This window comes from Streptomyces sp. JH14 (assembly GCF_029428675.1).
In the GTDB taxonomy this organism is placed as follows: domain Bacteria; phylum Actinomycetota; class Actinomycetes; order Streptomycetales; family Streptomycetaceae; genus Streptomyces.
In genome coordinates, this window is record NZ_JAJNEL010000002.1 from 168,024 (window position 1) to 194,592 (window position 26,569).

A 26,569-nucleotide genomic window follows, 5' to 3' on the forward strand; every position below is an offset into this window, starting at 1 on the left:
CATGCGTATGCTGTCAAAGACACAGCCACTCTGGAATTTTCAGAGTGCCCCTTGCCAAGTGTCCGTGACAGGGGGAGAGTTGGTGAGTGAAGCAGTTCACTTGCTCATGCCCGCTCTCTCCCCCGAGACGCGAAGCGTGACGTTCCCCCCACTGTGAGGAATCGGTCGTGGCACCTGGCAGTGCGCTCATCCCCCGGCACATCGACCTCAGCCCCGGGACGGAAGCGCTCCGGTACTGCTTCGCGCTGCCCGCCCGACCGGAGTCGGTGGCAGGCGCGCGGCGGCTGACGCGAACCCGGCTGGACGAGTGGCGGCTGGACGCGGATGCCCACGAAGCAGCGGTTCTGATCGTCTCGGAGCTGGTCACCAACGCAGTGGTGCACACCGCGAGCGCACGCGTCGTGTGCGAGCTGCGCTGCCTCGAAAGACGGCTGCGCATAGCCGTACAGGACCAAGGACACCAGCCCGGCGGCCCGAAGCTGTGCCGTACCGCCGATGACGAACACGGACGCGGCCTGCGGCTCGTCGACGCGATGAGCAGCGCCTGGGGATCCCGCGACGCCGGTGACGGCTCGGGCCGCATCGTCTGGGCCGAATTGCCGCACAGCACGGAGCAGTCATGTTGAGGAACGCGATGTCACAGTTGCTCGGAACGCGCCGCTCCCGTGAGCCCCAGCCGCCCGGCGCCGGTGACGGCGGGGTGCAGCTCCCCGTGCCGCCCGCGCTGTCGGCGAGTCTGGGCTGCGACGCCGTGGGGGTCCCGGCCGGGTACGGCTTCCGGCTGATGTCCCACCTTCCGCGCACCGGTTGCGTCTTCGCGGACGCCGAGCGCTGGTGGTGGATCGTACCGGCGGGCTCGGACCAGGATCTGGGCTGGCCGGCTCAGGTCGCGTACGCCAGGGGCGCCTATGTCTCCGCGGTGCGGCCCCGGCTGATCCACGCACCCGACAGCCGCACCCCCTACACCCCGCCCATTCCGCTCTTCCTGATGGTGTGCCAGATCACCGGGGTGGCGCCGTCCTGGGCGGCGTCGGCCGATGGCCCCCCCGCGGTACCCGCAGGCTGAGCCCCAACTCCTTTCGTTCCGACCCTGACCTGGGGTTCCTCTCGCTCGGTCACCGTCACGCTGCGTTGTCAGTGGCGCGATCTAGGGTGGCAGCACTGATCGAGAAGGCCGCCGGGAGCGGGCTGTCCGGGGTGTGGAGGGGGCGGTCCGGTGCGGCGCTGGGAGTACGTCGAGGGCAGTGCGTCGAAGTTCTGGGAGACCGGGACCGACGGCGCAGTGGTGACGGTGCGGTACGGACGGTGCGGAAGCGACGGGCGCACGCAGAGCAAGGAGTACGCGTCGGCGCGATGGCACCGGGCCGGCTCGCCGAATTCGTCGCCGAGAGGCTGGGCCGATGACCAACACGACCACCGGGCCCGCGCCCCGCGCCGATCTGCTGGCCCTGTCCCCCGACACGCCCGCCGCGCTCGCCAACCGCGGCCTGGTCAAACGGGCCACGAAGGAGCTCGAATCGCCCGGAGTGCCCGGGGGCGCTGGATGCTCTGGCCGACGCGTTGGGGAGTGGCGCCACGCATATCAGCGGTGCGGTGCACCGCTCGGGCGGCGGGATCGTCATCGACCCGATCGCGGTGCTCACCCCGGACGGCGTGACGGTGCCCGACCTGGCCCCCGGCGACGGTTCCGCCGCCCTGACGGCGGCCGGGAACCGCTCACCGGATCCGCTCACCGCAGCGCTGGACGAGACGATATCCGCTCTCGCCGCCGCGGCCCACAGCGGGCTGTCCCGTCCGACCGCCCCGGTCCGGTCCCGTATCGACGCAACGGCGACCGCCCTGTCCCGGACCGGGCTGGTCCGCGCGGCGGGATTGCTGCGGGCGTTCCTGAACGCGCTGGACGGGCAGTCGGAGAGCGGGCGGACCGCCTCCTGGCTGGAGGCCCAGCTCCACCTCCTGGTCAGCAGCGAGCTGCGGGCCGCCGAAAGCTGATGACGCTCGCTCCGGGGTGAGCAACCGTGTCCCGGTCAGGCCCGGTTCAGATAGGCGAGTCCGGGGTGGGCCTTCGTATACCCGTCGACGAGCCGGCGGGCGACCGCCACCGAGTCGACCAGCGGATGCAGGGCGAAGGCCTGTACGGCGGTGGCGCGTGAACCGGTTGCCGCCGCGTCCAGGACTGCGCGTTCGACGGCCTTGACGGCGGTCACCAGGCCGACGGCGTGATACGGGAGGGGGGCGACGGCTACGGGGTGGGCGCCGTTCGCGTCGACGAGGCAGGGCACCTCGATGACGGCGTCCGCGTCGAGCACGGACAGCGTGGTGCGGTTGCGGACGTTGAGGATGAGGGAGGTCCGTTCGTTGCGGGCGACGGCCCGCATGAGGGCGAGGGCGACCTGTTCGTACCCGCCGGACTCCAGATCGCTCTCCGCACGTTCGCCGGCCCCGGCGACATCCCTGTTCTCCGACATGTACGTGGCCTCGCGTTCGGCGCGGGTGCGGTCCCAGGCCGTCAGGGCGGGGGTGGCGGGGTCTCTCATCCGGGCGTAGAAGCCCTCCTGCTGGTCGCGGAGGAAGGCGCCGCGAGTCTGCTCGGCGTCCTGGTAGGCGCGGACGGCTTCCCGGTTGAAGTAGTAGTAGTGGAGGTACTCGTTGGGGATCGCGCCGAGCGAGCGCAGCAGCTCGGCGCCGAAGAGCTTCCCCTCCTCGAACGAGCCCAGCAGCTCCGGGTCGGCGAGCAGGCGCGGCAGTTCGTCGCGACCGTCGATGTACAGACCGCGCACCCAGCCCAGGTGGTTGAGACCGGCGTAGTCGATCCACGCCCGGCCGGGGTCGGCGCCCAGGAGCCGGGCGATACGGCGGCCGAGGCCCACCGGTGAGTCGCAGATGCCGATGACCCGGTCGCCGAGGTGGCGTGACATGGCCTCGGTGACCAGACCTGCCGGGTTGGTGAAGTTGATGACCCAGGCGTCAGGGGCGACGGCGGCGATGCGCCGGGCGAGGGCGACGGCGACGGGGACGGTGCGCAGCCCGTACGCGATGCCGCCCGCGCCGACCGTCTCCTGGCCGAGCACGCCTTCGTCGAGGGCCACCCGTTCGTCGGCGGCACGGCCTTCGAGGCCGCCGACGCGGATGGCGGAGAAGATGAAGTCGGCGCCGCGCAGTGCCTCGTCGAGCTCGGTGGTGGCGAGGACAGTGGGTGCGTCCGGCACCCCCTCGGCCTGATCGGCGAGGACGCGGGCAACGGCGGTGAGCCGGTCGGCGTCCGTGTCGTAGAGGGTGACCGCGGTGACGCGGCCCTCGGCACGGTCGGCGAGCAGCGCCCCGTACACCAGAGGAACCCGGAATCCGCCGCCGCCCAGAATTGTCAGCTTCACGCTTCCGCATGGTACGGGGCATCGCTCCTTCGTCCTGTGCCCGCCACCGGCACGACGGCAACGCGCGGGCCGGTGGCGACGGACTCCGAGGTCCTGCGCCACCGGCCCGTGACGACGGCTGTGCCGGGGTGTGGTGCGAACAGCCGGGTCAGTATCCGTTCCACCAGCGCGTCACCGCGCGCCACAGCCTCGCCGGGGCGGCAGGCCTGCGCTGCTGCGGGATCCGGCCGGCGGTCGGCTCCCCGGTGTACGTGCCGTCGGGCGCGGTCTCGGTCTGCACCCCTGCCCCATGGACCGCACCCGCACCGGCAGGAGCCCGCGAGGGCGCCGGCGGCGTGTGCCGGCCCGGCGACTGCACCTCCCAGTCGTCGCGCGCCGCGTTGCGCCGCGCCGGCGTCGGCGTCGGCGGCTCGTCGTCGTCCTGCGGCTCGCGGACGGCGAACTCCGCGGGCAGCCGTACCAGGTGCCGGGACATGATGTTCCCGACCCACTCCAGCTCGTTCTCCTCGACGGCCAGTTCGAGGTCCGGCAGGCGCATCAGCAGGGCGTCGACACCGACATCCGCGATCGCGCGCCCGATGTCCTGGCCGGGGCATTCGTGCGGGCCGCCACTGAACGCGAGGTGGGCGCGGTTGCCCTCCATGTTGGCGGCGAGGTCGGGGCGTACCACCGGGTCCGTGTTGGCGGGTGCGATGCCGACGATCAGCGCGTCGCCCGCCTTGATCCGCTGGCCGCCGAGCTCCGTGTCGCCGACCGCCCAGCGGCCGAACACCGCGGTGAACGGCGGCTCGTCCCACAGCGTCTGCTCGACCGCCTCCGGCACCGTCATATGGCCGCCGCTGAGCCGGGCCCGGAACCGCGGGTCGGTGAGCACCATCCGCAGCACGTTGGCGATCAGGTTGGCGGTCGCCTCGTACGCGGCGATGAGGATCAGCCGCAGATGCTCGGCGACCTCCGTGTCGGTCAGGCCCGCGGGATGCTCGACGAGCCAGGTGGCGAAGTCGGTGTCGGGCTCCTTGCGGCGCCGGGCGACCAGCCGGTTCAGTGCGGCGAGCACATAGGCGTTGCTCGCGACGGCGGTCGCCGTGCCCCGGGTCATGTCACGGGCGGCCTGCACCATCCGGTCGTTGTACTCCTCGGGCATGCCGAGGATCGCGCACATCACCATCATCGGCAGCCGCTCGGCGAACCCGCTGACCAGGTCGACGCGGCCCTCCTGGCAGAACTCGTTGACGAGCCGGTTGCTGTAGCGGTTGATGTGGCGGCGGACGCCGCGGTGGTCGATGCGCGCCATGCTGTCGGTGACCGCGCCGCGCAGCCGCTCGTGGTCGGCGCCGTCGGCGAACACGCACACCGGCTGCCAGGTGAAGATCGGGGCCAGCGGGTGGTCCGGGGCGACGCTGCCGTCCTGAAGGGCCCGCCAGCGCCGGGAGTCGCGGGAGAACTGCGAGGGGGTGCGGGTCATGTGCAGGTTCTCGCTGTGCCCGAGCACCAGCCAGGCGGGTACGTCTCCGTGCAGCAGGACCGGTGCCACCGTGCCGTGTTCGGCGCGCAGCTTGTCGTACAGCCCTGCGGGGTCCCGTTCGGCCTCGGGGCCGTAGTAACGGCGCAGCCCGCCGGGTCCGATGCCGAGTCCATGGGCCGGGCACTCGGGGGGTGGAACCGGCCCCGTGGCCGCTCCGGGCTCGTAGTGGAAAGGGGATGTCACGATCGCTCCAGGGATAAGGCTGCCGAGGTCGGATGAGGACGGGCGAAGGACCGGGCGGGTTTTCAGCGGATCTTCAGCAGGTGCCGTGCGGGTGTCCGGTGAGGTGGAGCAGATGCGCCGGGCGGGGGCGCGGTCGCGGTCAGCCGAGCGGGACGGCCAGGCTGTGCAGGTACCGCATCAGGGTCATCAGGACATCGCGGCTGGACGCGCGCAGTCTCGCGTCGCAGTCGATCATCGGGACCTCGTCCGGCAGGTCCAGTGCACTGCGCAGGGCCTCGACGGGGTGCTTCGGTGCGTCCGGGAAGGTGTTGACGGCGACGACGAACGGCACTCCGCGCTCCTCGAGCCGTCCGATCACGTCGAAGCTGACCTCGAGGCGCCGGGTGTCGATGAGGACGACGGCGCCGAGGGCGCCCTCGAAGAGGCCGTTCCACAGGAACCAGAAGCGTTCCTGACCCGGGGTGCCGAACAGATAGAGAATCAGCTCCTCGCTGATGCTGATCCGGCCGAAGTCCATGGCGACGGTGGTGGCGGTCTTGCTCTCCACTCCGACGTTGTCGTCCACGCCGACGCCGGCCTGGGTCATGGTCTCTTCGGTGGTGAGGGGCCGGATCTCGCTGACGGAACCGACCATGGTCGTCTTGCCGACCCCGAATCCACCGACGATCACCACCTTCACGGCCGCCGTGGCCGTGGTCGGAAGGATGTCCTCGGTCCTGGGACCGGTGATCGTGTCAGAGTTTCTGAAGTCCATGCATCACCGCTTCGAGAAGAGACCTGTCCGGGAGAGTGGCGCGGACAATGGGCGCGCGCGATTCGATCAGTTCGGTTGTGAGGAGATCGGTGAGGAGCGAGGTCACCACGCTGAACGGCAGGCTGAGGTAGGCCGAGATCTCGGCGACGGATAAGGGCGCCTGACAGAGCCGCAGGATCACGGCCTGTTCGGGCTGGACCGTCGGGGTCGGCTGTTCCTTCGCTACGACCATCGTGACCAGGTCGAGCGGCGCCCGCTCACTTCCGTCGGGATCGCCGGTGATCACGTACAGCCGTTCCGGATCGCTCAGTGCCGGATCGGCCGATCGGCGTTCTCGTCGGGGAGAACTCATCCGGCCTGCCCGTCGTGGCGGGGCGGGCTCGTGAGATGGGCGCCGATCCGGACGACCATGTCGCGCATCCGTGCTCCGACGAGTCCCGCGTCCACCGTCTCTCCGGCGAGTACGGCGAGGTAGGCACCGGTTCCGGCGGCCATCAAGTAGAAGAACCCGCCGGTGACTTCGATGACGACGAGCCGCATCAGTCCGTCGCTGTAAGGGATTTCGGAGGCGACGGCGGCGGCCAGGCTCTGCAGTCCTGCGCAAGCGGCCGCCAGCCGGTCGGCGACGTCGGGATCGCCGCCGTGCCGGGCGATGCGCAGGCCGTCCGCGGAGAGGACCACGATCTGATGGATGTCCGGAACGTCATCGGCCAGTTCCTTGAGCATCCAGTCCATGTTGCCCCGCTGCTGGATCACTTCAGGTCTCCCTTGTCCCGCGCATCGTCAGAGTCTTCGCCGGTCTTCGGCTCCTGCGGCACGCCGTTGACGGCGTTGGTGAATGCCTCCAGCCAGAGCCCGGGCGGCGGTTCCTTGCTGCCGGCGCCGCCGTTGCTGTGACCGTTGCGCTGTGCTGCGGTGGGGGCGGAGGGCTGCGCGGGGAGGTTGTGCGATCCCAACGGGGCGCGGCCACGGCTGCGCCGCTGCGGGAGGCCGCCCGCCGTCCACTCGGTCACCACGGGGACGTCGTCCTCCGTGGCCGACCGGGGTCCCGGCCGGGAGTCGGAGGCGACCGGGCCGGTGGCGGGGCGGGAGTCCACCGGGAGCGGCTCGCGTCGCTTGCTGCGCGGCGGCACGACGTGCTTCAAGTTGGCGAGGTCGATATCGCTGGTGGGCCTGGACGTGGCGCCGATGCCGTGGGCGATACCGGGGGCGGGACCGGTGGTGATCATCGCGCGGGGCACGATGAGCACGGCGCGGACCCCGCCGTACGCGGACTGCCGCAGTGAGACCTGGAGGTCGTACATCCGGGAGAGCCGGCCGACGACGGCCATGCCGAGGCGCGGGGACTCGCCGAGGTCGTTCATGCTCGATCCGGCCTGGGCCCGGGCGAGCATGTTCTCGGCCCGCGCACGGGCCTCCTCGCTGAGGCTGACTCCGCCGTCCTCGATCTCGATCGCGATGCCGGTCTGCACCTCGACCGCGGTGACGTGCACGCGGGTCTGCGGCGGCGAATAGCGGGTGGCGTTGTCGAGGAGCTCGGCGCAGGCGTGGATGAGCGGCTCGACCGCGGTACCGATGATGGCGACCTTGGCGATCGAGTGCAGATCGACGCGCGGGTACTCGAGAATCCGGGACATGGCGCCGCGCAACACGCTGAACAGCGGTACGGGCTTGGGCCATTGGCGGCTGGGCCGGGCGCCGCCGAGTACGGCGATGGAGTCGGCGAGGCGGCCGATCAGCGCGGTGCCGTGGTCGATGCGGAGCAGGTCGTCGAAGACGTCGGGGTTGCGCCCGTGGTGCTCCTCCATCTCCCGAAGTTCGCTGGCCTGGCGGTGGACGATCGCCTGGACGCGCCGGGCGACGTTGACGAAGGCGCGCTGTGCGGAGTCGCGCGCGGCCTCCTCGTTGTCGATGATGTCCAGCACGGAGCGGACGAGGGCACGTTGGGCGTCGGGGAGGTCGCGGTACTGCTCGTCGCCGTCGACGACGTCGCGCAGCACCTCGTCGGGCGAGTTGCCCACCCGGAGGCGGTGGATCGCGGCCGGCAGCAGCTCCTTGTTGATCCGGACGGCCTCTTCGTCATGGATGGCGAGGCGGTGTTCCAGAACGGCGACGCGGCGTTCGTATTCGGCGCGCTGCCGACGCAGCGCGCGGGAGCGGCGGGCGAGCGCGACCGTCAGCAGGGCGACCACGACGGTGGAGACCGCACCGCACCAGACGACTGGTATCCGCGCGGGTTCGGAGACCAGTGCCGCGGCGCCGGCGGTCGCGCCGGCCATCACCAGCACAGGAAGCAACGCGGCGCGAGCAAGGGGGACTTCTCGGTCGATCGGCGGTGATTCAACTCGAACCATCTAAGACCTCTGGCGGTTGATTCGGAGGTGTGCGCGCATCCAAGGCGCGCGAGAACGAGCGCTCGAAGTTCGTATCAACTCGACTTCACTGCGCGTGAGCTTAGCCAGATCGAAACACTGGTTCGGCATATTCACCCAACCCTCTGCGCGAGCGCTCGGGCGGTAATACACTCACGAGTTTTTGCACGCACCGCCGCCGGCCGTACGCGAGGAGTGACGAGCGTCGGGAAGGAGGCGGGCCCGGCTTTTCACGTACCTCACCGCGGGACACCTGCAGAGTTTTCGAGAGGAATGGATCACATGCACGTCATGCCGTCCCGCCCTACGGGACGAAGGCACGTGTGATCGAAGTGGATCGAAGGGAGCGGATTCCTGACCGCAGGAAGGGCGCGCGACAAAGTCACCGCAGTGAGGGGCGTGGCGGGCAGGATCGGCACGGTGATCTGGGGCGTCCTGAGCCTCGCAGGGCGCAACCGTCGTCACAGGCCGACAGGCCGTCGCAGCCGGTCGGGCAGGCCGTCAACGGGACGCACCGGCAGAAGAACCGTCGATCGAGGGAGAGACGAGCACACCATGGGATCGACGAGCGGCTACACCATCGCATCACTGGACACCGGATTACAGCTGATGCAGCTGTTCCGCACCTACGACTCGCTCACCGTCTCGGAGGCCGCCGCGCTGCTCTCCGTCGGACGCTCCACCGCCCACCGCGTGCTCAGCACCCTGGAGGGGCGGGGCTTCGTGGTCCGGGACTCCTCCGGGCACGGCTACGCGGCCGGCCCGGAACTGGTTCGGCTCGGCCACCCGGCCGGATTCGGCACGGCCTTCCGCGAACGGCTCGGGCCCGTACTGGACGACGCAGCCCGACGCACCGGCGAGACGGTGCAGAGCGTGACCCTGATCGGCGATCAGATCATCGTCACCGACGGGCGGGAGTCGTCACATCCGGTGCGGGTGATGCTGACGACCGGTCGTACGCACCCTGCGCACGCCACCGCGGGCGGCAAGATGCTGCTCTCCCGGATGACGACGGAACAGCTCTGCTCGCTCTACCCGCAGGAGCGGCTGCCCGAGGTCACCCCGCGCACCCTCACCTCGCGTGCCGCCCTGCTCGCGGAGCTGGAGGGCATCCGTGAACGCGGCCATGCGATGAGCCTGGGCGAGTCGGTGCGGGGTGTGAACACCGTCGCCGTACCGCTGGCCGGCTCCTGCCCACGCGACCGTCTCGCCCTCACGGCGTCGGCACCTGCCGACCGCGGCGACGAGGCGGCGCTCGCCCGGCGCGCCGACGAGCTGCACCGGTCCGCCGCACAGCTGGTGTCCGCCCGGCAGCCGCCCGACGGACCCCGTGCGTGACCCGGTCGGCGCGTCGGCACGGGTCAGCGCCGGCCCCCGCCGATGCGCCCCTCCAGCTGGACCAGCAACTCGCTGAGCTGGGAGCTGAGTTCGCCACGGGTCCGGTCGTCGAGACCGGACAGCACGGAGCGTTCGTACGCCAGCTGCCGGGGCAGGAGCTGATCGACCAGGCTGCGGCCTTCGTCGGTGAGACGGACGTGGGCGACGCGGCGGTCCCGGGCGTCGCTGCGGCGGTCGACCAGGCCGCGCTCCTGCAGGACCCGGAGGCGTTTGGTGACGGCGGCTCCGGACGAGAACGTCTCACGGGCCAGTTCGCCGGGGGTGAGTTCGCGGTCGGTCCGCCGTACGGCGCCCAGCAGGTCGAACTCGGCGCGGGTCAGTCCGGCGGAGCGCAGCGGGGCGTCCTCCGCCTGCTGGAGCAGTGCGGCGCAGCGGTTGATGCGGCCGATGAGTTCCATCGGTCCGGTGTCCAGTTCCGGGTTGACTGCCTGCCACTGGCGTACCACCGTGGCGACGATGTCGTCGGTCACACCGCTCCGTTCTCCGGGGCGGGGGCGATCAGCCCCTGCCGTGTTGCTGTCGCGGCGAGCGTACGGTGTCCGGCCTGCTCGGCCGCGAGAAGCTGCTCCTCGGGCAGGGCGCGCTGCCACCATTCTCCCGCTGCCGTGTCGCCCGCCTCGTGCAGTTCGACGAGCGATCCCGTCAGCCTGCGACGGGCTGCATCAAGGGCGGCGGGCGCGGGCGCCGCGGCGGCGAGGGTCTGCACGGCGTGGGCGCGGGCCCGCTCGGTGGCGGCGAGGGCCCGTTCCAGGCGTCCGGTGGCCCGGCGGTTGGTGACGGCCATGGCGGCGAGCAGTCCGACGGCGGCGCCGATGACGGTGTCCAGGACCCGGTCGCCGATCAGTTCGCCGGCCGGGTGGGTGCCGCCGAACTCGATGACGAGCAGGGCCATCGGGGTCACGGCGATGGAGCCGAGCCAGTAGTTGCGGGTGATCAGGGCCTCGGCGGCGAAGTTGAAGAAGAGGCAGCAGCCGATGAGTGCCAGCGGGCTCGTCCGGGAGACCGGCAGGACGGCGGCGAAGACGAGCACACCGAGGAGATTGCCGAGGGTGCGCTGCAGGGTCCGGTTCCAGGAGAGCGTGACATTGGCCTGGTAGAGGGAGGCGGCGGTGACGATCGCCCAGTAGGGGCGTCCGACGCCGAAGGCCATGGAGACGTAGCCGGCGAGCGCGCAGCCGATCAGGGCGCGGGCGGCGATGGGGAGGAGCGGGGAGCCGGGGGCCAGGGCACGCAGCAGCGCCCGGCGGGCGTCGCGGCGGCTTCCGGTCCGGTGGGCGGCCCGCTCGGCGTCGGCCCCGAAGATCTCCTCGACGGCGCCGGGGGCGGGCAGCGGGGTGGGGACGGGACCGCGGGCCCGCGTCTGCCGGGCCCAGGCGCGGAGCCGGTCGGGGTGGCTCACGCCGGCTTCGGGGTCGCCGGTGCGGCCGTCCGCACCGGCATGGTCGCCCGCCGCCGCGGCGAGGCCACCGTCGCGGTCCGTCGTGCGCGCGTGGCCGCCGGAGTGTGCGCCCAGGGCGCCCCGGGCGAGCGTGGCCTCGGCGTGGACGAGAAGGCGTTCCAGTTCCCGGCGTACCGGGGTGGGGCGCCCGGCGGCGAGCAGTGCCTGCCAGGCCATGTGAATGGCGGCGACCGCGGCGCGCCGGGTGCGGTGTCCGGGAGCGTCCGCGTACGCGGCGGCGGCGTTGAGGGCGCGGGCGGTCGCGCGCCGCTCCGGCCCTTCCCGCCGGATCAGCGCGGGGCCGGCGGTGACCAGCCAGGAGACCGCGCCCGCGGCCAGGGTCAGCGCCAGGTGCGCGGGCACCTGCCCGAGGTGCTGGGGCGCGAAGAGGGCGGCCGAGGTGACGAAGGTGAAGATCACCGGTCCGGGCGGTCCGATGCGGGTGGCGTCGCAGAGCGCTTTCTGCCCGGCGGCAAGCAGTGCGCCGACGGCGATCAGCACGGCGGTCGAGTCGGTGAGCGACGCCGTGACCAGGGATATCGCCATGCCGACGAGCATGCCGACGACGACTGCGGCGACGGCACGGGCGCGTCGGGCGTACGGGAGGCTGTGGCCGTACAGCGCACAGAGCGAACCGGCCATGGTGTACATGACGAGGTCGAGCCGGTCGAAGCCGTACAGCAGCACGTTCGGTACGGCGGAGGCGACGACCACGCTCAGCGCCGGCTTGAACCACGTGTCCGAGGGACGGGTCAGGCGCAAGGGGCCGACCAGCGGGAGTCTGCGGACGGAGGGCTGCCGGGTTCGGAGGGTTGTATCGCTCACTCCAACATCTTAACAGGTATTACACCTGTAAAATATTTCCCCAGGCGCCGACCTGCTCAACGACCCGGGCTCGCTCGGCTGGGTCGAGCCCGTCACCCGGGAGGCCGCTCCCGCGCTCGCCTTCTACCCGGCGGTCTTCGGCTGGACCGTCACCGCGTCGAACACGTACCCCCAGTGGGGTGTCAACGGCACCGCCTTCGGCGGCATGCCGGCGAGCGACGAGATGCTCCCGCCCGAGGCGCCGCCGAACTGGCTGCCCTATTTCGCCGTCGCGGACGTCGACACGACCGCGGCCACCGCGCAAAGTGCGGGCGGCGAAATGATCATGCCGCCGACGACCCTCCCGGGCGGCCGGCAGATCGCGGTTGTCCGTGATCCGCAGGGAGCGGTGTTCGGCATCTACCGGGCGGGCGAGGAGGGCTGAGCCGTCCCGGCGCGAACAGGAGCGAGGGGGACCCCGGCACGTCCCGGCACCGACGGGGACCGGTGGTGACACGCGGGAGGATCGCGGTGGAGTCGCTGGACGCGGAGCGCCGGGCAGACTGATCGCGGCGCCCGGGGACCGGGGCACCCACCGGTTCGGCATCCGCTGCAGGGCGCCGGCGACACGGCCTTCTGGAGTTCAGCTGATGTACGAGAGCGATGCCGGCCTCCTCGCCCCCGGGCGGGCCGGCACCCCTGCCGAGGCGAGCACCGGCGACAGCGCCTTCCTCCGGGCGATGCTCGATGCCGAGGCCGCACTGACCCGCGCCCAGTCCGCCTGCGGACTCGCCCCCGCCGGGGCCGGGCCTGCGGTGACGGAGGCGGCGGACGCCGACCGCTTCGACGTACGGGATCTGGCGCTGCGGGCCCGCGCCGACGGCAACCCGGTCATTCCCTTGATCGCGGACCTCGCGGCGGCCGTGCCGGAGGATGCCCGGCCGTATGTGCACCGCGGCGCGACGAGCCAGGACATCCTGGACACGGCCACGATGCTGGTCGCCTCGCGGACGCTGGCGGAGGTGCTCGACGATCTGGAACGGACGGCGGGCGAGGTGGCACGGCACGCCGCGGCGCACCGCGACACCCCGATGGCGGGCCGCATGCTCACCCAGCACGCCGTGCCGACCACCTTCGGGCTGAAGGCCGCGGGGTGGCGTGCGCTGATCCTCGACGCGCGGGACCGGCTGACTGCGGTACGGGACTCGCTGCCGGTTCAACTGGGCGGCGCTGCGGGCACCTTGGCGGCCTTCTCCGCCTTCGCCCCCGCCACCGCCGACGCCCCCGCCGACGGGCCTGCGCTGATGGCCGCGTACGCCCGCGAACTCGGCCTCGCGGAACCCTTGTTGCCCTGGCACACCCTGCGTACCCCGGTCGCCGATCTCGCCGGTGCGCTCGCGTTCACCGCGGGCGCCCTCGGCAAGATGGCCGCCGATGTGCTCACGCTGTCGCGCACCGAGATCGGCGAAGTCGAGGAGGAGGGTGGCTCGTCCTCCATGCCGCACAAGGCGATTCCGGTACGCGCCACGCTGATCGCGGCGGCCGCCCGGCGCGCGCCCGGTCTGGCGGCCCCGCTGTACGGCTCGCTGGCCGCCGAGGACGAGCGGCCCGCCGGGGCGTGGCACGCCGAGTGGGAACCGCTGCGCGATCTGCTGCGGCTCGTCGGCGGCGCCGCCCGCGACGGCGCAGCCCTGGCGGCGGGGCTCCGGGTCGTCCCGTACGCCATGCTGGAGAACCTGCACCTCACCGATGCCCTGATCGTCTCGGAACGGCTGGTCGCCGTGTTCGCCGACCGGATCGGCCGGGCCCGCGCCAGAGAGGTCCTGGTCGGCGCGGCGGCCCGGGCCCGCTCCGAGACGACGGACCTGTCCGATGTGCTCGTCGACGTCCTCCACGAGGAGCCCGAGCTGGCCGGGCTGGATCTGGCCGAACTGACCGATCCGGCACGGTACACCGGCTCCGCGAGCCTCCTCACGGGCCGCGCGCTGGACCGCCGATGACGGCCGGGCCCGCTGCACCACCGTGCACCGGGCCCGGCCGTCGCGGTCGCCCACGGTCTGCGGCGGTGAACCGGCCGCGAGCCGTACGAGGACACGTCCTCGGCGCCCCCGGACCGCCGGTCAGGGCGCGCCAGGACCGGCACCCTCCACGGGAACGCAGCTCGCCTCGTCGTCCCTGACCCGGGCGTGGATGTGCATGTCGTGCCAGCCGTCGGCGTGCAGATGGCCCCGCCGCCGGGTGCCCTCCAGCGAAAAGCCCGACTTGGCCGCGACGCGGCAGGACGCCGCGTTCATGACCGAGTGGGCGAGCTCGAGACGCTCGAAACCGATCTCGTCGAAGGCCCAGCGCGCCACGGCGGTCACGGACCGGGGTGCGACGCCCTGCCCACGGGCGGCGGGCAGCGTCCAGTACGCGCATTCCGCCTGGCCGGTGCCGAGCATCAGCGAGCGGAGCGAGACCCGGCCGAGCAGTTGCTCGGCGCCGTCGGACGTGCCGCCCTTCGGGCGGACGACCGCCCAGTGGATACCGGTCTCGGCGAGCCAGGCTTCCTGCCACTGCTCGATCCAGTCGAGGGCCTCGTCCTCGGAGTCGGCCCGTCGCAGGTGCCAGCGTTGGATCACCGGGTCCGAGAAGGCGGCGAGCACGGCAGGTGCGTCCGTGTACTCCCACGGTCTCAGGCAAAGACCGCCGTCGGCCGTCAGAGCGGGTTGTGCGCCGTCCGCGATACGGCCGGACGGAATGTGGGGCGGCACCAGGTAGGGCATGCCGGTCATCGTCCCACCGGGGCACCGCCCGTCCCCGCAGCCGCGGCCCCGCCACCGGAACGGGCCGCGCCCCCGTACACGTGGGTACGGGGGCGCGGGCGGATCGCCGTGCGGAAGGGTTTCCCGGGTCAGCCGAGGCCGCGGGCGTCCTGCTTGAGGGCCGTGTCCACGGTCAGTGCCGTCGCCACGACGAGGCTGAGCAGCGGCTCGGGCAGCTGGTAGTGGATCTGCAGCACATAGTTGTCCGCCGTCGTGAACAGTGTCTTCGCGAGGCCTTCCCAGGTCTTGGTGATCCGGGCGATCTCGGCGTCGTTGTGGTCGACGATCGCGAAGTTCCAGGCGCGCCAGTTCTCCGCCTTGATGGCCCCGACCTTCTGGCCGTCGACCATGATGGCGAAATTGATCTTGCCTATGGCGTTCTGCTGCACGATCTCGCCGACCGGACTGCCGTCCGGGCGCTGCACGACGACCCGGGACTTGATGAACTTCGCCGGGCGGGTCAGGAGCAGTTGCGGCTGGCCGTACGCGTCACGGATCTCGAGCTTGTGGGTGAGGTACTGGTCGATGCTGGAGACGAACCGCAGAACCTTGCGCAGCGCGCTCTGGCCGACCTGGATGACCGAGCCGATGGTGTTCCCGTGCTGATCGAAGACGCTGTACTCGTTCGTCACCTCGATCAGCTTGGCCTTCTGGTTCACCACCAGGACCTGCTGGTTGAAGAGCGAGGCGCCCCCGGGAACGCCACCCTGCTGAGGCTGCGCCATCTGCTGCTGGGGAGCAGCCTGCTGGAAGGCGGCCTGCTGGGGAGCGGCCTGCTGCTGATACTGAGGGGCCACCTGCTGCTGGGGCACCTGCCCCTGGGCGGGCGCCTGGGGCTGCCCGCCGCCGGCCGGGTTGGTGTGCTCGGTCCACTGGGAGCCGTCCCAGTAGCGCAGCAACTGGGGCGCGCCGTGCGGATCCGGATACCAGCCCGCAGATACGTTCGAGTGCGTTGTCACCGGGGCACACTATCCCGCCGGTCCGACAACGGAACCCCCGTCCGGCACATCCACAGCTTCCGCATACGCGTCGAAAGCGCGACGATGCGGTACGGGCGGGGCTGCAGCCACCCGGGCCGGCGTCCGCCGCGGACCGTACTGGCGTACGGCATCGCATAGGCTCAGCAACGATATGAAGAGCAATCTCCCGACGCTGGGGCCCAAGGCCGACAAGGACACCGTGCGACGGAGCAACCTCAGCCTGGTGCTGCGGGCCGTCCGTGACGAGGGCGACCGCGAGGCGACCAGGGCCGGGGTGGCCGCGCGTGTGGGGCTGACCCGGGCTGCCGTCTCCTCACTGGTCGAGCAGTTGCTCGAGAGCGGGTTCCTGACCGAGTCCGGCAAGACCTTCAGCGGCCAGGCCGGGCGTCCCGGCACGGCGCTCAAGGTGGCGCGCACCGGCCCCGCCGGGCTCGGCGTGGAGGTCAACATCGACTATGTGTCGGTGTGCGTCGTCGATCTGGCGGGCACCGGACGGGTCCGGCTCACCGAACATCTCGACAACCGGGGCGCACCGCCCGCCGAGGTGCTGGCGCGGGCCGCAGGGATCGCGGCGCGAACCCTGGACTCGGCGGCCGAGCAGGAGCTGTTCCCGGTCGGTGTGGCGCTCGCGCTGCCCGGTCTCGTGTCAGGCGGCGCGGTGCGCCAGGCACCCAACCTGGGCTGGAACCAGGTGCCGGCCGAGGAGCTCTTCGCAGCCTCGCTCGCCGCGCTGCGCCCCGGCCGTGCGCAGCTGCCCGTGAGTTCGGAGAACGAGGCCAATCTGGCGGCACTGGCCGAGCTCTGGTTCGGCGGACTCGACGAGGTCCGCAGCTTTCTGTACCTCACCGGCGAGATCGGCGTCGGCGGCGCCCTGGTCATCAACGGCGAACTGCTGCGCGGTGCGCACGGGTTCGCCGGCGAGATCGGCCATGTGGTGGTGGACCCGGACGGGCCGGAGTGCCGGTGCGGTTCGCACGGTTGTCTGGAGCAGTACGCGGGCCAGGCGGCGCTCCTGCGGGCGGCCGGGATCGAGGAGACCGGCCGCGGCATCGGGGTGGCCGAGCTGGACCGGCGCACACGGGCCGGCGACGAGCGGGCGGTGGCCGCGGTGGCCGAGGCCGGCCGGATGCTGGGGCGGGTGCTGTCCGGGGCGGTCAATCTGCTCGACCCGGACGCGGTGGTGCTCGGCGGGATCTACCGGGGTCTGATGCCGTGGTTGTCGGTGCCCGCCGACGAGGAGCTGACGGACAGGGTGGTGTCCGGGCTCTGGTCGCCGGGCAGCGGGCGGCTGCGCGCCTCGTCGGTCGCGGGCGACGCGGCGCGGGGCGCGGCGGCGCTGGTGATGCAGGACGTGCTGGCCGACCCGGTGGCGTACGCACCGCGGGCGGCCGGCTGAACCCGAGGGACGGGCCGGATCGAGGGCGCGGGGGGCTGAACCGGAGGCGGGGCCGCCGGGCGGGTCACCGTCACCCGTCCGCCGGCCCCGTCCCGCCCCCCGGCGTCAGCGGACCCCGAGCAGATGGTCCAGGGCCAGCTGGTCCAGCGCCTCGAACGCCATGCTGCGCTCCGCCGCCGCCGTCACATCGAACTCCTCGTACGCCGACCGGTCGGCCAGCAGCCCCGCCACGCCGTCCTCGGCGGTGGGCCGGGCGAGCTCGTCGAGGCGGGAGGCGCGCAGCGCCTCCCGCACGGCCGGGTCGGCGCGGAACGCGGCGGCGCGCTCCTTGAGGATCAGGTAGTTGCGCATGCATCCCGCGGCCGAGGCCCACACACCGTCGTAGCCCTCGGTCCGCGGCGGCTTGAAGTCGAAGTGGCGCGGGCCTTCGTACCCTGCGCTCTCCAGCAGGTCGACGAGCCAGAACGCCTGGCGCAGGTCGCCGGCCCCGAAGCGGAAGTCCTGGTCGTACTTGATGCCGGACTGGCCGTTGAGGTCGATGTGGAAGAGCTTGCCCGCCCACAGCGCCTGCGCGATGCCGTGCGGGAAGTTCAGCCCGGCCATCTGCTCGTGGCCGACCTCGGGGTTCACGCCGTACAGCTCCGGGCGCTCCAGGCGCTCGATGAACGCCAGAGCGTGACCGACGGTCGGCAGAAGGATGTCGCCGCGGGGCTCGTTCGGCTTCGGCTCGATCGCGAACCGGAGGTCGTAACCCTGCTCGACGACATACTCACCGAGGAGGTCGAAGGCCTCCTTCATGCGGTCCAGCGCCACCCGCACGTCCTTCGCGGCGCCCGACTCGGCCCCTTCCCGGCCGCCCCACGCCACATAGGTGGTGGCGCCGAGCTCGACGGCGAGGTCGATGTTGCGGATGACCTTGCGCAGCGCGTACCGACGCACGTCGCGGTCGTTGGCGGTGAACGCGCCGTCCTTGAACACGGGGTGCGTGAACAGGTTCGTCGTCGCCATGGGCACGACGAGGCCGGTCGCGTCCAGCGCCTGCCGGAACCGCTTCACGAGGCCTTCGCGCTCGGTGTCCGAGGATCCGAAGGGGATCAGGTCGTCGTCGTGGAAGGTCACACCGTACGCACCCAGCTCCGCGAGGCGCTGCACGCTCTCGACCGGGTCGAGCGGCGCGCGGGTCGCGTCACCGAACGGGTCGCGGCCCTGCCAGCCCACCGTCCACAGGCCGAAAGTGAACCGGTCTCCCGGGGTGGGCGTGAAGCGTTCCGTCATCGTCTGACCACCTTCGGTGCAGCGGGGCCCGCGACGGTCGAGGTGTCATGAACCCCTATTTGTTTAGTGTCATGATTAATGATGCACGGACTCCCTGGGCGGCGTAACCCTTCGTCACGTCCCACGTCCGGGAATCGGGGGGCACCCCTGGCCCGAACCGACGCGATCGCGTAATTTGTTTTCAGCACGACCAAATCGATCACACCCGTGCCCACCAGCACACCAGTGCATCCGTACACCCCGCACACCCCGCGAGAATGAGGTAACCCATGCCGCCGCGTACCGTCGTCATCGGCGTGGACAGCTCCACCCAGTCCACCAAGGCGGCCTTCGTCGACGCCGCCACCGGCCGGCTGCTCGCCGTCGGACGTGCCCCGCACGTCGTCACGGGTGAGGGCGGAGCCCGCGAGAGCGACCCCGAGGTGTGGTGGCAGGCGCTCCGCACCGCCGTCGCCGCCGGCCTTAAGGAGGCCGGTGTGCCGGCCTCGGCCGTGACCGGCATCGCGGTGGCCGGTCAGCAGCACGGCCTGGTCGTCCTCGACTCCGCCGGCCGCCCGCTGCGCCCCGCCCTGCTGTGGAACGACACCCGCTCCGCCCCGCAGGCCGCCGCCCTGACCGCGGCGCTGGGAGGGCCCGACGCGTGGACCGCCCGCACCGGATCGGTTCCGGTGGCCGCCATGACCGCGTCGAAGTGGCAGTGGCTGCGGGAGAACGAGCCGGAGACGGCCGCCGCGACCGCGGCGATCCGCCTCCCCCACGACTTCCTCACCGAGCGGCTGACCGGCACGGCCGTCACCGACCCCGGCGACGCCTCGGGCACCTGCTGGTACTCCACCGCGACCGGCGCGTACGACCCCGAGCTGCTCGAACTGCTGGGCCTGGACGCCGCGTTGCTGCCCGAGGTGGCCACGACCGGTGCGGCCCCGGCCGGTTCACTGACCGATGAAGCGGCGCAGGCGCTGGGCCTGCCGGCCGGCATCGCCGTGGCGGCGGGCACCGGGGACAACATGAGCGCGGCGGTCGGCCTCGGTCTCGGCGGCGCCGGACTGCTGGACCACCCCGTGCTCAGCCTGGGCACGTCGGGCACCGTCTTCGCCTCCTCGCAGGCCCGGCCTGCCTCGGCGGCGCTCTCCGGCTTCGCCGCGGCGGACGGTACGTACCTCCCGCTGGCCTGCACGCTCAACTGCACGCTCGCCGTGGACAAGGTCGCCACCCTGCTCGGCCTGGACCGCAACGACGCGGCACCCGGCGGCCAGGCCGTACTGCTCCCCTATCTCGACGGCGAGCGCACCCCCGATCTGCCCACGGCCTCGGGCCTGCTCACCGGGCTCCGCCACGACACCACCCCGCAGCAGATCCTCGGCGCCGCCTACGAAGGAGCGGTCGTCACCGTGCTGCGCGCCCTCGACGAACTGCTGCGGGCCTGCGGACTCGACCCGGCCGACCCCGAGGTCGCCGCCCGGCCGCTGCGGCTGATCGGCGGCGGTGCACAGGGGCACGTCTGGGTGGAGACGGTTCGCCGGCTCTCCGGGCGGCCCGTGATCGTGCCCGGCAGCGGTGAACTGGTGGCGCTGGGCGCGGCCGCGCTCGCCATGGCGGCCGCCACCGGCGAGGACCCGGTCGCGATCGCGACCGCCTGGAACACCGGCGACGACACCCGGCTGCCCGCCGTCGACAGGGACATGGAGACCTGGGAGCGGGTCGTCTCGGTGCTGGAGCAGGCCTCGGAGCCGCTGCTCGGCGGCGGCAAGTAGCGCGGAGAGCACGCTCGTTCGCCGGATTGATCCGCCTCCGGCCGCGTTGCGGCCTCGGATCACCGGGCAGACCCGGCCACCGGTTTGGGGATGCCATGTGATCTTCACTAGTATCCGGCGATGATCATAAGAAGAAGGCTGACGGTCGGGGTGGGCATCCTGCTTGCCACCCTGACCGCCGGGCTCGGCACGGCCCTCCCCGCCGCCGCCGATGAATCCCCCACCAAGGCCTCCCCCAAGGTCGAGCTGGTGCTCGACGTCAGCGGCTCCATGCGGACCCGTGACATCGACGGCCAGTCCCGGATGAGCGCGGCGAAGCAGGCGTTCAACGAAGTCCTGGACGCCGTGCCCGAGCAGGTGCAGCTCGGCATCCGCACCCTCGGCGCCGACTACCCGGGCGACGACCGGAAGGTCGGCTGCAAGGACACCAAGCAGCTCTACCCGGTCGGCCCGCTCGACCGCACCGAGGCGAAGACCGCGGTCGCGACCCTGGCCCCGACCGGCTGGACCCCGATCGGCCCCGCCCTGCTGGGCGCGGCCGACGACCTCGAGGGCGGCGACTCCACCCGCCGCATCGTGCTGATCAGTGACGGCGAGGACACCTGCGGGCCGCTCGACCCGTGCGAGGTGGCACGCGACATCGCGGCCCGTGGCATCCACCTCGTCATCGACACGCTGGGCCTGGTGCCGAACGCGAAGATCCGCGAGCAGCTGACCTGTATCGCCGAGGCGACCGGCGGCACGTACACGGCCGTCCAGCACACCGATGAACTCTCCGGCCGCGTCACCCAGTTGGTGGACCGGGCGGCCGAACCCGTAGTCACCCCGGTGGCGACCGAGGGCGCGGACAGCTGCTCCGCCGCCCCGCAGCTCAAGGCGGGTCTCTACACGGACCGCCAGAAGTTCGGCGAACACCGCTGGTACCGGGTGGATGTGCTGCCGGGCCAGGAGCTGCGCGCCTCGGTGAGCGTGTCGGCGGACCGCGCCGTCAACAACGACTACGGCGTGCTGCTGCGCGCGGTGACCGTGCACGGCCGCGAAATCGTCAGGGGCTCGGAGTCCGGCACCGGTCGCACCGACGCGATCTCGTCGGGCCTGCGCTACCCCAAGCCCGAACAGGACGCCACGGACGGCGAGGACCAGCCGGCCGCCGAGACCGTCTGCCTCCAGCTGAGCAACTCCTTCTCGGCCCCCGCCTCCGTCAAGACCTCGCCGGGCATGCCGGTCGAGCTGACCGTCGACGTGGTGGCCGCGCCGGACGACGCGGCCGATGCCGCCGCGTTCGGTCTCGGCCGTGGCTGGTGGCTGCTCGGCGTACTGGTCCTCACCGGACTGGTCGCGGGTCTGCTCTTCGGCTGGATCTCGCGCTGGCGCATCGCTGTATGGAGGACCAACTGATGGTGCGTACAAGACGAGTGCTCGCGGGTGCCCTGCTGACCGGGCTCGCGCTGCTGACCTCGGCCGGGGCGGCCGCGGCCGACGATCCGTCGGCGAGCCCGAGCCCGAGCGCGTCCGACGGCAGTACGGGTCCCACCGAGGCGGGCACCACGTTCCGGACCGCGACGGCGATCCAGCAGAACCAGCGCGCCACCGCCGGGGCGTCCACGGGCGACTACCTGTACTGGGTGTTCCCGGCCGACGCCGGCCAGCGGCCCACCGTGAAGGCGACGGTCACGCTGCCCGAGGACTCCGCCCGGCACGGTGCGTCGACCTGGCAGGTCGATGTGTACGACGGGCTGCGGCGCCGGCAGGCCTGCATGTACGGCCACCAGACCGTGAAGGCCGCCGCGGACTCGTCGACGGTCGAGCTCTCCTGCGTTCTGCGCACCGTCCGTGCCTGGTCCGAGCCGTGGGCCGACGACCCGCTCCCCGGCAGCTACTACGTACGCCTCACCGTCGTCGATCTGCCGGCGGCCGACCTCGGTCAGCCTGTGCGGACCGAGGTGGAGGTGACGGCCGCGGACAAGGGCGGCGCCCACGACGTCGACGGCACGCTGGGCGAGCCGCTGGTGCCCGGGGCGTCCTCGGTGCAGCAGACGTCGGACGACGCCGCCTCGGGCGACGATGCCACGACCCGGGTGTCGCTCGGCAGCGAGCCGGACGACGGCTGGGCCTCCGGCTGGTGGACGGACCGCTGGATCTGGACCGTCGGCGGTGGCGTCCTCGGCGCGCTCGCGGCCGTGTTCGGCTACTCCCTGACCCGCGGCAACGGCCGTCCTTCCAGGGTCCCGCCGGGCGCCTGACCGCCCTCCGGCCACCCACCGGGCCCGTCCGCGGCGCCCCCGTCCCCCGCCGCCGGGGCGGGGGCGCCGTGGCGCATGCGGGCGACGTGGCGCAGCCCGCCGAGCAGATGCGCACGGAATCCGGGATCCCGGTACGCCTCGCTGCTGTGCCCGAGCGCGGTGTAGAAGACCCGGGCGCCGGCGTGTTCACGGGTCCAGACGAGGGGGTGGTCGGCCCCCATCCCGCCGCCTTCGTACGAGGTCTCGTCGGCACAGGCGAGCACCCGCACGGTGCCCCGCGGATTCTCGCGGAAGTCGTACCACTCGTCGGTGAAGTCCCAGGTGGCGCCCAGATGCGCGGTCGCCGGGTGGTCGTGGTCCTCGACGGTCACCGAGCCCGGCTGCAGGGCGGGATGGCGGTCGAACCTGGCGCCGAGGAGTTCGCCGTAGAACGGCCAGCCGTACTCCGTGCACGCCGCGGCATGCACGCCCATGAACCCGCCACCCGCCGCGCAGTACGCCTCAAGTCCGGTGCGTCCGGCGGGGGTGAGGACGTCACCGCTGGTGGACAGGAACACCACGGCGGCATAGGACGCGAGTCCGCTCTCGAAGACGTCCGGCGTCTGCGTCGCGTCGACGGCGAAGCCGTGCTCGGCGCCCAGTTCGCGGAACGCGGTGACCGCGTCGGGGATCGAGTCGTGCCGGTAGGCGGTGGTACGGGTGAAGACGAGGATCCTCGAAGGACCGCGCGACGGCATCACGTGCTCCGGAAGTCGGCTCGGGCGGGACGCCCCTCATCATGTGGGCCGGACGACCAGGATTCCACCGGCTCACGGACGAGCCCGGGGACGGTCCGGATCCAGCTGGTGGAAAGGGGCTTGTGCTGCGTGGTCCACCGGGATTCGCTGATCCCATGCAGCGAACGGTGTCTTCCCACCACCATGCGTACGACCGCGCATCCCATCGACCGGGCACCCTCGATCACCGGTACCGGGGCGAGCACCCGGTGCGCACCCTCGGGTACCTCCTGCGCCCCGACCGCCGGCGCATCGGGACCGCCGCAGCCGTCTTCGTCGTCAAGCACAGCCCCGTGTGGCTGCTTCCGCTGATCACGGCGAACATCATCGACGTGGTCGTCCAGCACCGCCCCGAACGGGAGCTCTGGTTCAACGCGGGCGCGCTGCTGTGCGTGCTCCTCCTCAACTACCCGATGCATCTGCTCTACGTGCGCTGCCTCGGCGGCAGCGTCCGTCGCATGGGCACCGCACTGCGGGATGCGCTCTGCCGGCGCATGCAGCAGCTGTCCATCGGCTACCACTCGCGGACGAGCGCGGGCGTGCTCCAGGCCAAGGTGGTCCGGGATGTGGAGAGCGTCGAGCAGATGGTGCAGCAGTCCGCCGACATGGGGCTGGCCGCTGTCATCACGCTGATCGGCGGGCTCACCGTCATCGCCGTCCGTGTTCCCTCGTTCCTGCCGGTGTTCCTGGTGGTCGTCCCGGCGGCCGCCCTGCTGGTCAAGCGGCTGCGGGCGCGGCTGCGCAGCCACAACGAGTCCTTCCGCCAGGAGGTGGAGCAACTCTCCGCCCGGGTCAGCGAGATGACCAGCCTGATTCCCATCACCCGGGCCCACGGCCTGGAACGCACCGCGCTCGGCCGCGTCGACGGCTCGCTGCGTCAGGTCTTCACGGCCGGACTGCGCCTCGATCTGCTCAACGGCCGCTTCGGAGCGCTCGCCTGGATCCTGCTGAACTCGCTCGGCGTGGCCTGCCTGGCGGGATCGGCTCTGGTCGCGTACCACGGCTGGCTGCCGATCACGGCGGGCGACGTGGTCATGCTGAGTGCCTTCTTCACCACGCTCACCGGCTCGATGACCACACTGCTCAGCCTCGCGCCGATCATCAGCAAGGGCCTGGAGTCCGTGCGGTCGGCCGGCGAGGTCCTTCAGGCCCCGGACCTGGAGAGCAACGCGGGCAAGGACCTGGTCGACGAGGTGCAGGGACGCATCGACTTCGAGCGGGTCGGCTTCGTCTACGAGGGGGTGGACAGCCCTGCCGTGGAAGACTTCACCCTGTCGGCGCGCCCCGGCGAGACGGTCGCGCTGGTCGGCGCCTCGGGGGCGGGCAAGTCGACGGTGCTGAACCTCCTGATCGGCTTCATCCGCCCGACGTCGGGCCGCATCCTGCTGGACGGAACCGACATGGCCACCCTCGATCTGCGCAGCTACCGCAGGTTCCTGTCCGTCGTACCGCAGGAGTCCATCCTGTTCGAGGGCACGATCAGGGACAACGTCACCTACGGCATGGGCGATACGGACGAGCAGACGGTCCGTCAGGCACTGCGTGACGCGAACGCGCTCGGCTTCGTCGACGACCTGCCCGACGGTCTTTCGACGGTCGTCGGAGAGCGCGGGGCCCGCCTGTCGGGCGGGCAGAAGCAGCGGCTGGCCATCGCCCGTGCGCTGATCCGCAACCCCCGGGTACTGATCCTGGACGAGGCGACCTCGGCCCTGGACACCCGTTCGGAGGCGCTGGTCCAGGAGGCACTCGCCCGGCTGATCCATGGCCGCACGGTCTTCGTCGTCGCCCACCGGCTCTCCACGATCCGGGCGGCGGACCGGATCGTGGCGATGGACGGGGGCCGGATAGCCGAGGTGGGGACCCATGAGGAACTGGTGGGACGGGGCGGGGTGTACGCGGGGTTGCAGCCGGCGAAGTCCGCGTAGGACGTCCGGCGCACGCCCGACCGCACAGCTGTGACTCAGCACGGTTACCCTCGACAACTCACGTACTCCACAAGGCCGATGAGTTCTACGGTCGATCGGCCGGCGGTGGAGTCCGGCCATGTCGCCGCGTACCGGATCCGGGTGCGCCACGAGGGAGCGGAGACCTTTCATGTCCACGGAGACCGGCCCGGCCGTCGATCCCGAGCCGAGCGGCCACGTGCCCGTACCGGGCCCCAGGGGATTGCCGTTCCTCGGGAATCTGCCGCAGTTCGGGAAGAACCCGCTGGCCTTCTTCGAGAAGCTGCGCGGGTACGGGGACATGGTCCGCTGGCGCTTCGGACCCAACTCCTGTGTGTTCATCGCCGATCCGGAGTGCATAGGCGAGCTGCTCACCGAGACGGAACGCACCTTCGACCAGCCGGCGCTGGGCATCGCGTTCCGCACCGTGATGGGCAACGGTGTGGTGGTGGCGCGCGGTCCGGACTGGCGGCGCAAGCGGTCGCTGGTGCAGCCGTCGGTACGGCCGAAGCAGGTCCGGTCCTACGCGGCGACGATGGCCGGCAGCACGGTGAAGCTGGCGGACACCTGGTCGGACGGTCAGCGCATCGACATCAAGCGGGAGATGGCCGCGCTGACGCAGAAGATCGCCGTCCGCACCATCTTCGGGGTGGACACCCCGGCGGACGCCGAGGCGATGGGCCGGGCGATGGATGTCGCCCAGCAGGAGATCGGCAAGGAGTTCAGCGGTATCGGTGCGCTGCTCCCCGACTGGGTGCCGACGCCGGGCCGGGCCAGGATCAAGAAGGCCGCCGCGGTCATCGACGCCGAGGTGGGCCGGGTCGTCGCCCGGCACCGTGACGGTGACGACGAGCGTCCCGACCTGCTGAGCCGGCTGCTGACCGCGGTGGACGAGAACGGCGCGCAGCTGACGGACAAGGAGATCCGCGACGAGACCGTCACCCTCTACATCGGCGGTCACGAGACCACCAGCTCCACGCTGGTCTGGGCGTGGTATCTGCTGGCGCGCAATCCACAGGCACGCGCGGCACTCACCGAGGAGCTGGACCGTGTCCTCGGTGACCGGGAACCCGAGTTCGACGACTACGCGCGGCTCACGTACGCCCAGTCCGTGGTCAAGGAGACGCTGCGGCTCTACCCCACGATCTGGCTGGTGACCGGGGTCGCCAAGCAGGGTGCCCGGATCGGCGGCGTGGACATGCCGGAGGGCACCCGGGTGTGGAGCAGCCAGTGGGCGACGCACCGCGATGAGCGGTGGTTCCCGGAACCGGAGGCGTTCCGCCCGGAACGCTGGGACGCCGAGAACGGCGACGACATCGCGGAGTACGCCTGGTTCCCGTTCGGCGGCGGCCCGAGGGTCTGCCTCGGCACGCGGTTCGCCATGGTCGAGGCGGTGCTGATCCTGGCGGTGCTGGCACGCCGGTTCGTACTGGAGGTGGACCCGGGAGACGTCAACCCCGTGCCCACGCTGACACTTCAGCCGGACCGGGATGTGCTGGCCACGGTGCGGGCCCGATAGCCCACCGGCGTATGTCCGTATGGCGGAACGG

Annotated in this window: 23 protein-coding genes and 1 pseudogene; 12 read left to right on the forward strand and 12 right to left on the reverse strand. The window is 71.8% G+C overall.

The features are described from left to right. Positions 1 to 167 precede the first annotated feature (167 nt). The 3 genes from LRD69_RS30365 to LRD69_RS30375 all read left to right on the forward strand — a co-directional run bounded on the left by LRD69_RS30365 (position 168) and on the right by LRD69_RS30375 (position 1,992). Positions 168 to 626 (forward strand): ATP-binding protein, encoded by a 459-nt coding sequence (locus tag LRD69_RS30365; protein WP_277330054.1) that lies wholly within the window; start codon positions 168 to 170, stop codon positions 624 to 626. Then, positions 620 to 1,066, forward strand: coding sequence for a hypothetical protein (locus LRD69_RS30370; protein ID WP_277330055.1), 447 nt, complete (start codon positions 620 to 622; stop codon positions 1,064 to 1,066). The genes LRD69_RS30365 and LRD69_RS30370 overlap by 7 nt, the downstream gene beginning before the upstream one ends. Before the next feature lie 527 nt (positions 1,067 to 1,593). Continuing rightward, positions 1,594 to 1,992: a hypothetical protein gene (locus LRD69_RS30375; RefSeq protein WP_277330056.1), complete on the forward strand. Its 399-nt coding sequence runs from the start codon at positions 1,594 to 1,596 to the stop codon at positions 1,990 to 1,992. 35 nt (positions 1,993 to 2,027) lie between these two features. On the opposite strand, the gene LRD69_RS30380 is transcribed toward LRD69_RS30375, so the two are convergent. From LRD69_RS30380 to LRD69_RS30405, 6 genes are all read right to left on the reverse strand, one after another. Continuing rightward, entirely contained in the window at positions 2,028 to 3,374 is a 1,347-nt protein-coding gene (locus tag LRD69_RS30380) for a 6-phospho-beta-glucosidase (RefSeq protein ID WP_277330057.1), read from the reverse strand. A gap of 148 nt (positions 3,375 to 3,522) precedes the next feature. After that, entirely contained in the window at positions 3,523 to 5,082 is a 1,560-nt protein-coding gene (locus LRD69_RS30385) for a cytochrome P450 (protein ID WP_277330058.1), read from the reverse strand. A 139-nt stretch (positions 5,083 to 5,221) separates the two neighbouring features. After that, positions 5,222 to 5,836, reverse strand: coding sequence for an ATP/GTP-binding protein (locus LRD69_RS30390; protein WP_277330059.1), 615 nt, complete (start codon positions 5,834 to 5,836; stop codon positions 5,222 to 5,224). Further along, positions 5,817 to 6,188, reverse strand: coding sequence for a DUF742 domain-containing protein (locus LRD69_RS30395; protein WP_277330060.1), 372 nt, complete (start codon positions 6,186 to 6,188; stop codon positions 5,817 to 5,819). Before LRD69_RS30395 ends, LRD69_RS30390 begins: the two co-directional genes overlap by 20 nt. Beyond that, positions 6,185 to 6,592, reverse strand: a complete 408-nt coding sequence (locus tag LRD69_RS30400; RefSeq protein WP_037698641.1) for a roadblock/LC7 domain-containing protein — start codon at positions 6,590 to 6,592, stop codon at positions 6,185 to 6,187. Before LRD69_RS30400 ends, LRD69_RS30395 begins: the two co-directional genes overlap by 4 nt. Further along, positions 6,589 to 8,190 carry an ATP-binding protein gene (locus LRD69_RS30405; RefSeq protein ID WP_277330061.1) on the reverse strand — a complete coding sequence of 534 codons (1,602 nt, stop codon included), beginning with the start codon at positions 8,188 to 8,190 and terminating at the stop codon, positions 6,589 to 6,591. Before LRD69_RS30405 ends, LRD69_RS30400 begins: the two co-directional genes overlap by 4 nt. A 573-nt stretch (positions 8,191 to 8,763) precedes the next feature. Between LRD69_RS30405 and LRD69_RS30410 the strand changes: the two genes are divergently transcribed. Further along, a complete protein-coding gene (locus LRD69_RS30410) occupies positions 8,764 to 9,546 on the forward strand; it encodes an IclR family transcriptional regulator (protein ID WP_277330062.1) in 783 nt (260 codons plus the stop codon). A gap of 23 nt (positions 9,547 to 9,569) precedes the next feature. On the opposite strand, the gene LRD69_RS30415 is transcribed toward LRD69_RS30410, so the two are convergent. Together LRD69_RS30415 and LRD69_RS30420 are read right to left on the reverse strand one after the other, a co-directional pair. Then, the gene (locus LRD69_RS30415) at positions 9,570 to 10,076 is read right to left on the reverse strand and encodes a MarR family transcriptional regulator (RefSeq protein WP_277330063.1); all 507 of its coding nucleotides are present in this window, start codon (positions 10,074 to 10,076) and stop codon (positions 9,570 to 9,572) included. Beyond that, positions 10,073 to 11,869, reverse strand: coding sequence for an FUSC family protein (locus LRD69_RS30420; protein ID WP_277330064.1), 1,797 nt, complete (start codon positions 11,867 to 11,869; stop codon positions 10,073 to 10,075). Before LRD69_RS30420 ends, LRD69_RS30415 begins: the two co-directional genes overlap by 4 nt. 52 nt (positions 11,870 to 11,921) lie before the next feature. Here LRD69_RS30420 and LRD69_RS30425 point away from each other — a divergent pair, with 52 nt between their 5' ends. After that, entirely contained in the window at positions 11,922 to 12,293 is a 372-nt protein-coding gene (locus tag LRD69_RS30425) for a VOC family protein (protein WP_346771945.1), read from the forward strand. A gap of 205 nt (positions 12,294 to 12,498) precedes the next feature. After that, on the forward strand, positions 12,499 to 13,848 hold the full coding sequence (gene pcaB / locus LRD69_RS30430) for a 3-carboxy-cis,cis-muconate cycloisomerase (protein WP_277330065.1): 1,350 nt from the start codon (positions 12,499 to 12,501) through the stop codon (positions 13,846 to 13,848). Between the two features lie 120 nt (positions 13,849 to 13,968). On the opposite strand, the gene LRD69_RS30435 is transcribed toward pcaB, so the two are convergent. Then, positions 13,969 to 14,613: a GNAT family N-acetyltransferase gene (locus tag LRD69_RS30435; RefSeq protein WP_277330066.1), complete on the reverse strand. Its 645-nt coding sequence runs from the start codon at positions 14,611 to 14,613 to the stop codon at positions 13,969 to 13,971. A gap of 128 nt (positions 14,614 to 14,741) precedes the next feature. Then, on the reverse strand, positions 14,742 to 15,611 hold the full coding sequence (locus tag LRD69_RS30440) for a phospholipid scramblase-related protein (protein ID WP_277330067.1): 870 nt from the start codon (positions 15,609 to 15,611) through the stop codon (positions 14,742 to 14,744). Between the two features lie 172 nt (positions 15,612 to 15,783). On the opposite strand from LRD69_RS30440, the gene LRD69_RS30445 reads away from it, so the two are divergent. Then, positions 15,784 to 17,028 carry an ROK family protein gene (locus LRD69_RS30445; protein WP_277330068.1) on the forward strand — a complete coding sequence of 415 codons (1,245 nt, stop codon included), beginning with the start codon at positions 15,784 to 15,786 and terminating at the stop codon, positions 17,026 to 17,028. Between the two features lie 105 nt (positions 17,029 to 17,133). Here the strand turns inward: LRD69_RS30445 and xylA are convergent, their stop codons facing one another. Next, on the reverse strand, positions 17,134 to 18,303 hold the full coding sequence (xylA, locus tag LRD69_RS30450; protein WP_277330069.1) for a xylose isomerase: 1,170 nt from the start codon (positions 18,301 to 18,303) through the stop codon (positions 17,134 to 17,136). 269 nt (positions 18,304 to 18,572) lie between these two features. Here xylA and xylB point away from each other — a divergent pair, with 269 nt between their 5' ends. From xylB to LRD69_RS30465, 3 genes are all read left to right on the forward strand, one after another. After that, entirely contained in the window at positions 18,573 to 20,057 is a 1,485-nt protein-coding gene (xylB, locus tag LRD69_RS30455; RefSeq protein WP_277330070.1) for a xylulokinase, read from the forward strand. A 120-nt stretch (positions 20,058 to 20,177) separates the two neighbouring features. Further along, positions 20,178 to 21,455 (forward strand): VWA domain-containing protein, encoded by a 1,278-nt coding sequence (locus tag LRD69_RS30460; RefSeq protein ID WP_277330071.1) that lies wholly within the window; start codon positions 20,178 to 20,180, stop codon positions 21,453 to 21,455. Continuing rightward, positions 21,455 to 22,300 carry a hypothetical protein gene (locus LRD69_RS30465; protein ID WP_277330072.1) on the forward strand — a complete coding sequence of 282 codons (846 nt, stop codon included), beginning with the start codon at positions 21,455 to 21,457 and terminating at the stop codon, positions 22,298 to 22,300. The genes LRD69_RS30460 and LRD69_RS30465 overlap by 1 nt, the downstream gene beginning before the upstream one ends. 71 nt (positions 22,301 to 22,371) lie before the next feature. Here LRD69_RS30465 and LRD69_RS30470 read toward each other — a convergent pair. Further along, positions 22,372 to 23,037 (reverse strand): annotated as a pseudogene (locus tag LRD69_RS30470) (ThuA domain-containing protein); the annotation flags it as partial. A gap of 155 nt (positions 23,038 to 23,192) precedes the next feature. Here LRD69_RS30470 and LRD69_RS30475 point away from each other — a divergent pair. Both LRD69_RS30475 and LRD69_RS30480 read left to right on the forward strand, forming a co-directional pair. Next, positions 23,193 to 25,001: an ABC transporter ATP-binding protein gene (locus tag LRD69_RS30475; RefSeq protein ID WP_277330073.1), complete on the forward strand. Its 1,809-nt coding sequence runs from the start codon at positions 23,193 to 23,195 to the stop codon at positions 24,999 to 25,001. Between the two features lie 169 nt (positions 25,002 to 25,170). After that, entirely contained in the window at positions 25,171 to 26,538 is a 1,368-nt protein-coding gene (locus tag LRD69_RS30480; protein ID WP_277330074.1) for a cytochrome P450, read from the forward strand. The last annotated feature ends 31 nt before the right edge of the window (positions 26,539 to 26,569 follow it).

Bases quoted from the DNA above. Each gene is read 5' to 3' on its own strand.
- LRD69_RS30370 (WP_277330055.1), top strand. From the start codon at position 620: ATGTTGAGGAACGCGATGTCACAGTTGCTCGGAACGCGCCGCTCCCGT.
- LRD69_RS30390 (WP_277330059.1), bottom strand. From the start codon at position 5,836: ATGGACTTCAGAAACTCTGACACGATCACCGGTCCCAGGACCGAGGAC.
- LRD69_RS30395 (WP_277330060.1), bottom strand. From the start codon at position 6,188: ATGAGTTCTCCCCGACGAGAACGCCGATCGGCCGATCCGGCACTGAGC.
- LRD69_RS30405 (WP_277330061.1), bottom strand. From the start codon at position 8,190: ATGGTTCGAGTTGAATCACCGCCGATCGACCGAGAAGTCCCCCTTGCT.
- LRD69_RS30410 (WP_277330062.1), top strand. From the start codon at position 8,764: ATGGGATCGACGAGCGGCTACACCATCGCATCACTGGACACCGGATTA.
- pcaB (WP_277330065.1), top strand. From the start codon at position 12,499: ATGTACGAGAGCGATGCCGGCCTCCTCGCCCCCGGGCGGGCCGGCACC.
- LRD69_RS30435 (WP_277330066.1), bottom strand. From the start codon at position 14,613: ATGCCCTACCTGGTGCCGCCCCACATTCCGTCCGGCCGTATCGCGGAC.
- LRD69_RS30445 (WP_277330068.1), top strand. From the start codon at position 15,784: ATGAAGAGCAATCTCCCGACGCTGGGGCCCAAGGCCGACAAGGACACC.
- xylA (WP_277330069.1), bottom strand. From the start codon at position 18,303: ATGACGGAACGCTTCACGCCCACCCCGGGAGACCGGTTCACTTTCGGC.
- xylB (WP_277330070.1), top strand. From the start codon at position 18,573: ATGCCGCCGCGTACCGTCGTCATCGGCGTGGACAGCTCCACCCAGTCC.
- LRD69_RS30460 (WP_277330071.1), top strand. From the start codon at position 20,178: ATGATCATAAGAAGAAGGCTGACGGTCGGGGTGGGCATCCTGCTTGCC.
- LRD69_RS30465 (WP_277330072.1), top strand. From the start codon at position 21,455: ATGGTGCGTACAAGACGAGTGCTCGCGGGTGCCCTGCTGACCGGGCTC.
- LRD69_RS30475 (WP_277330073.1), top strand. From the start codon at position 23,193: ATGCAGCGAACGGTGTCTTCCCACCACCATGCGTACGACCGCGCATCC.
- LRD69_RS30480 (WP_277330074.1), top strand. From the start codon at position 25,171: ATGTCCACGGAGACCGGCCCGGCCGTCGATCCCGAGCCGAGCGGCCAC.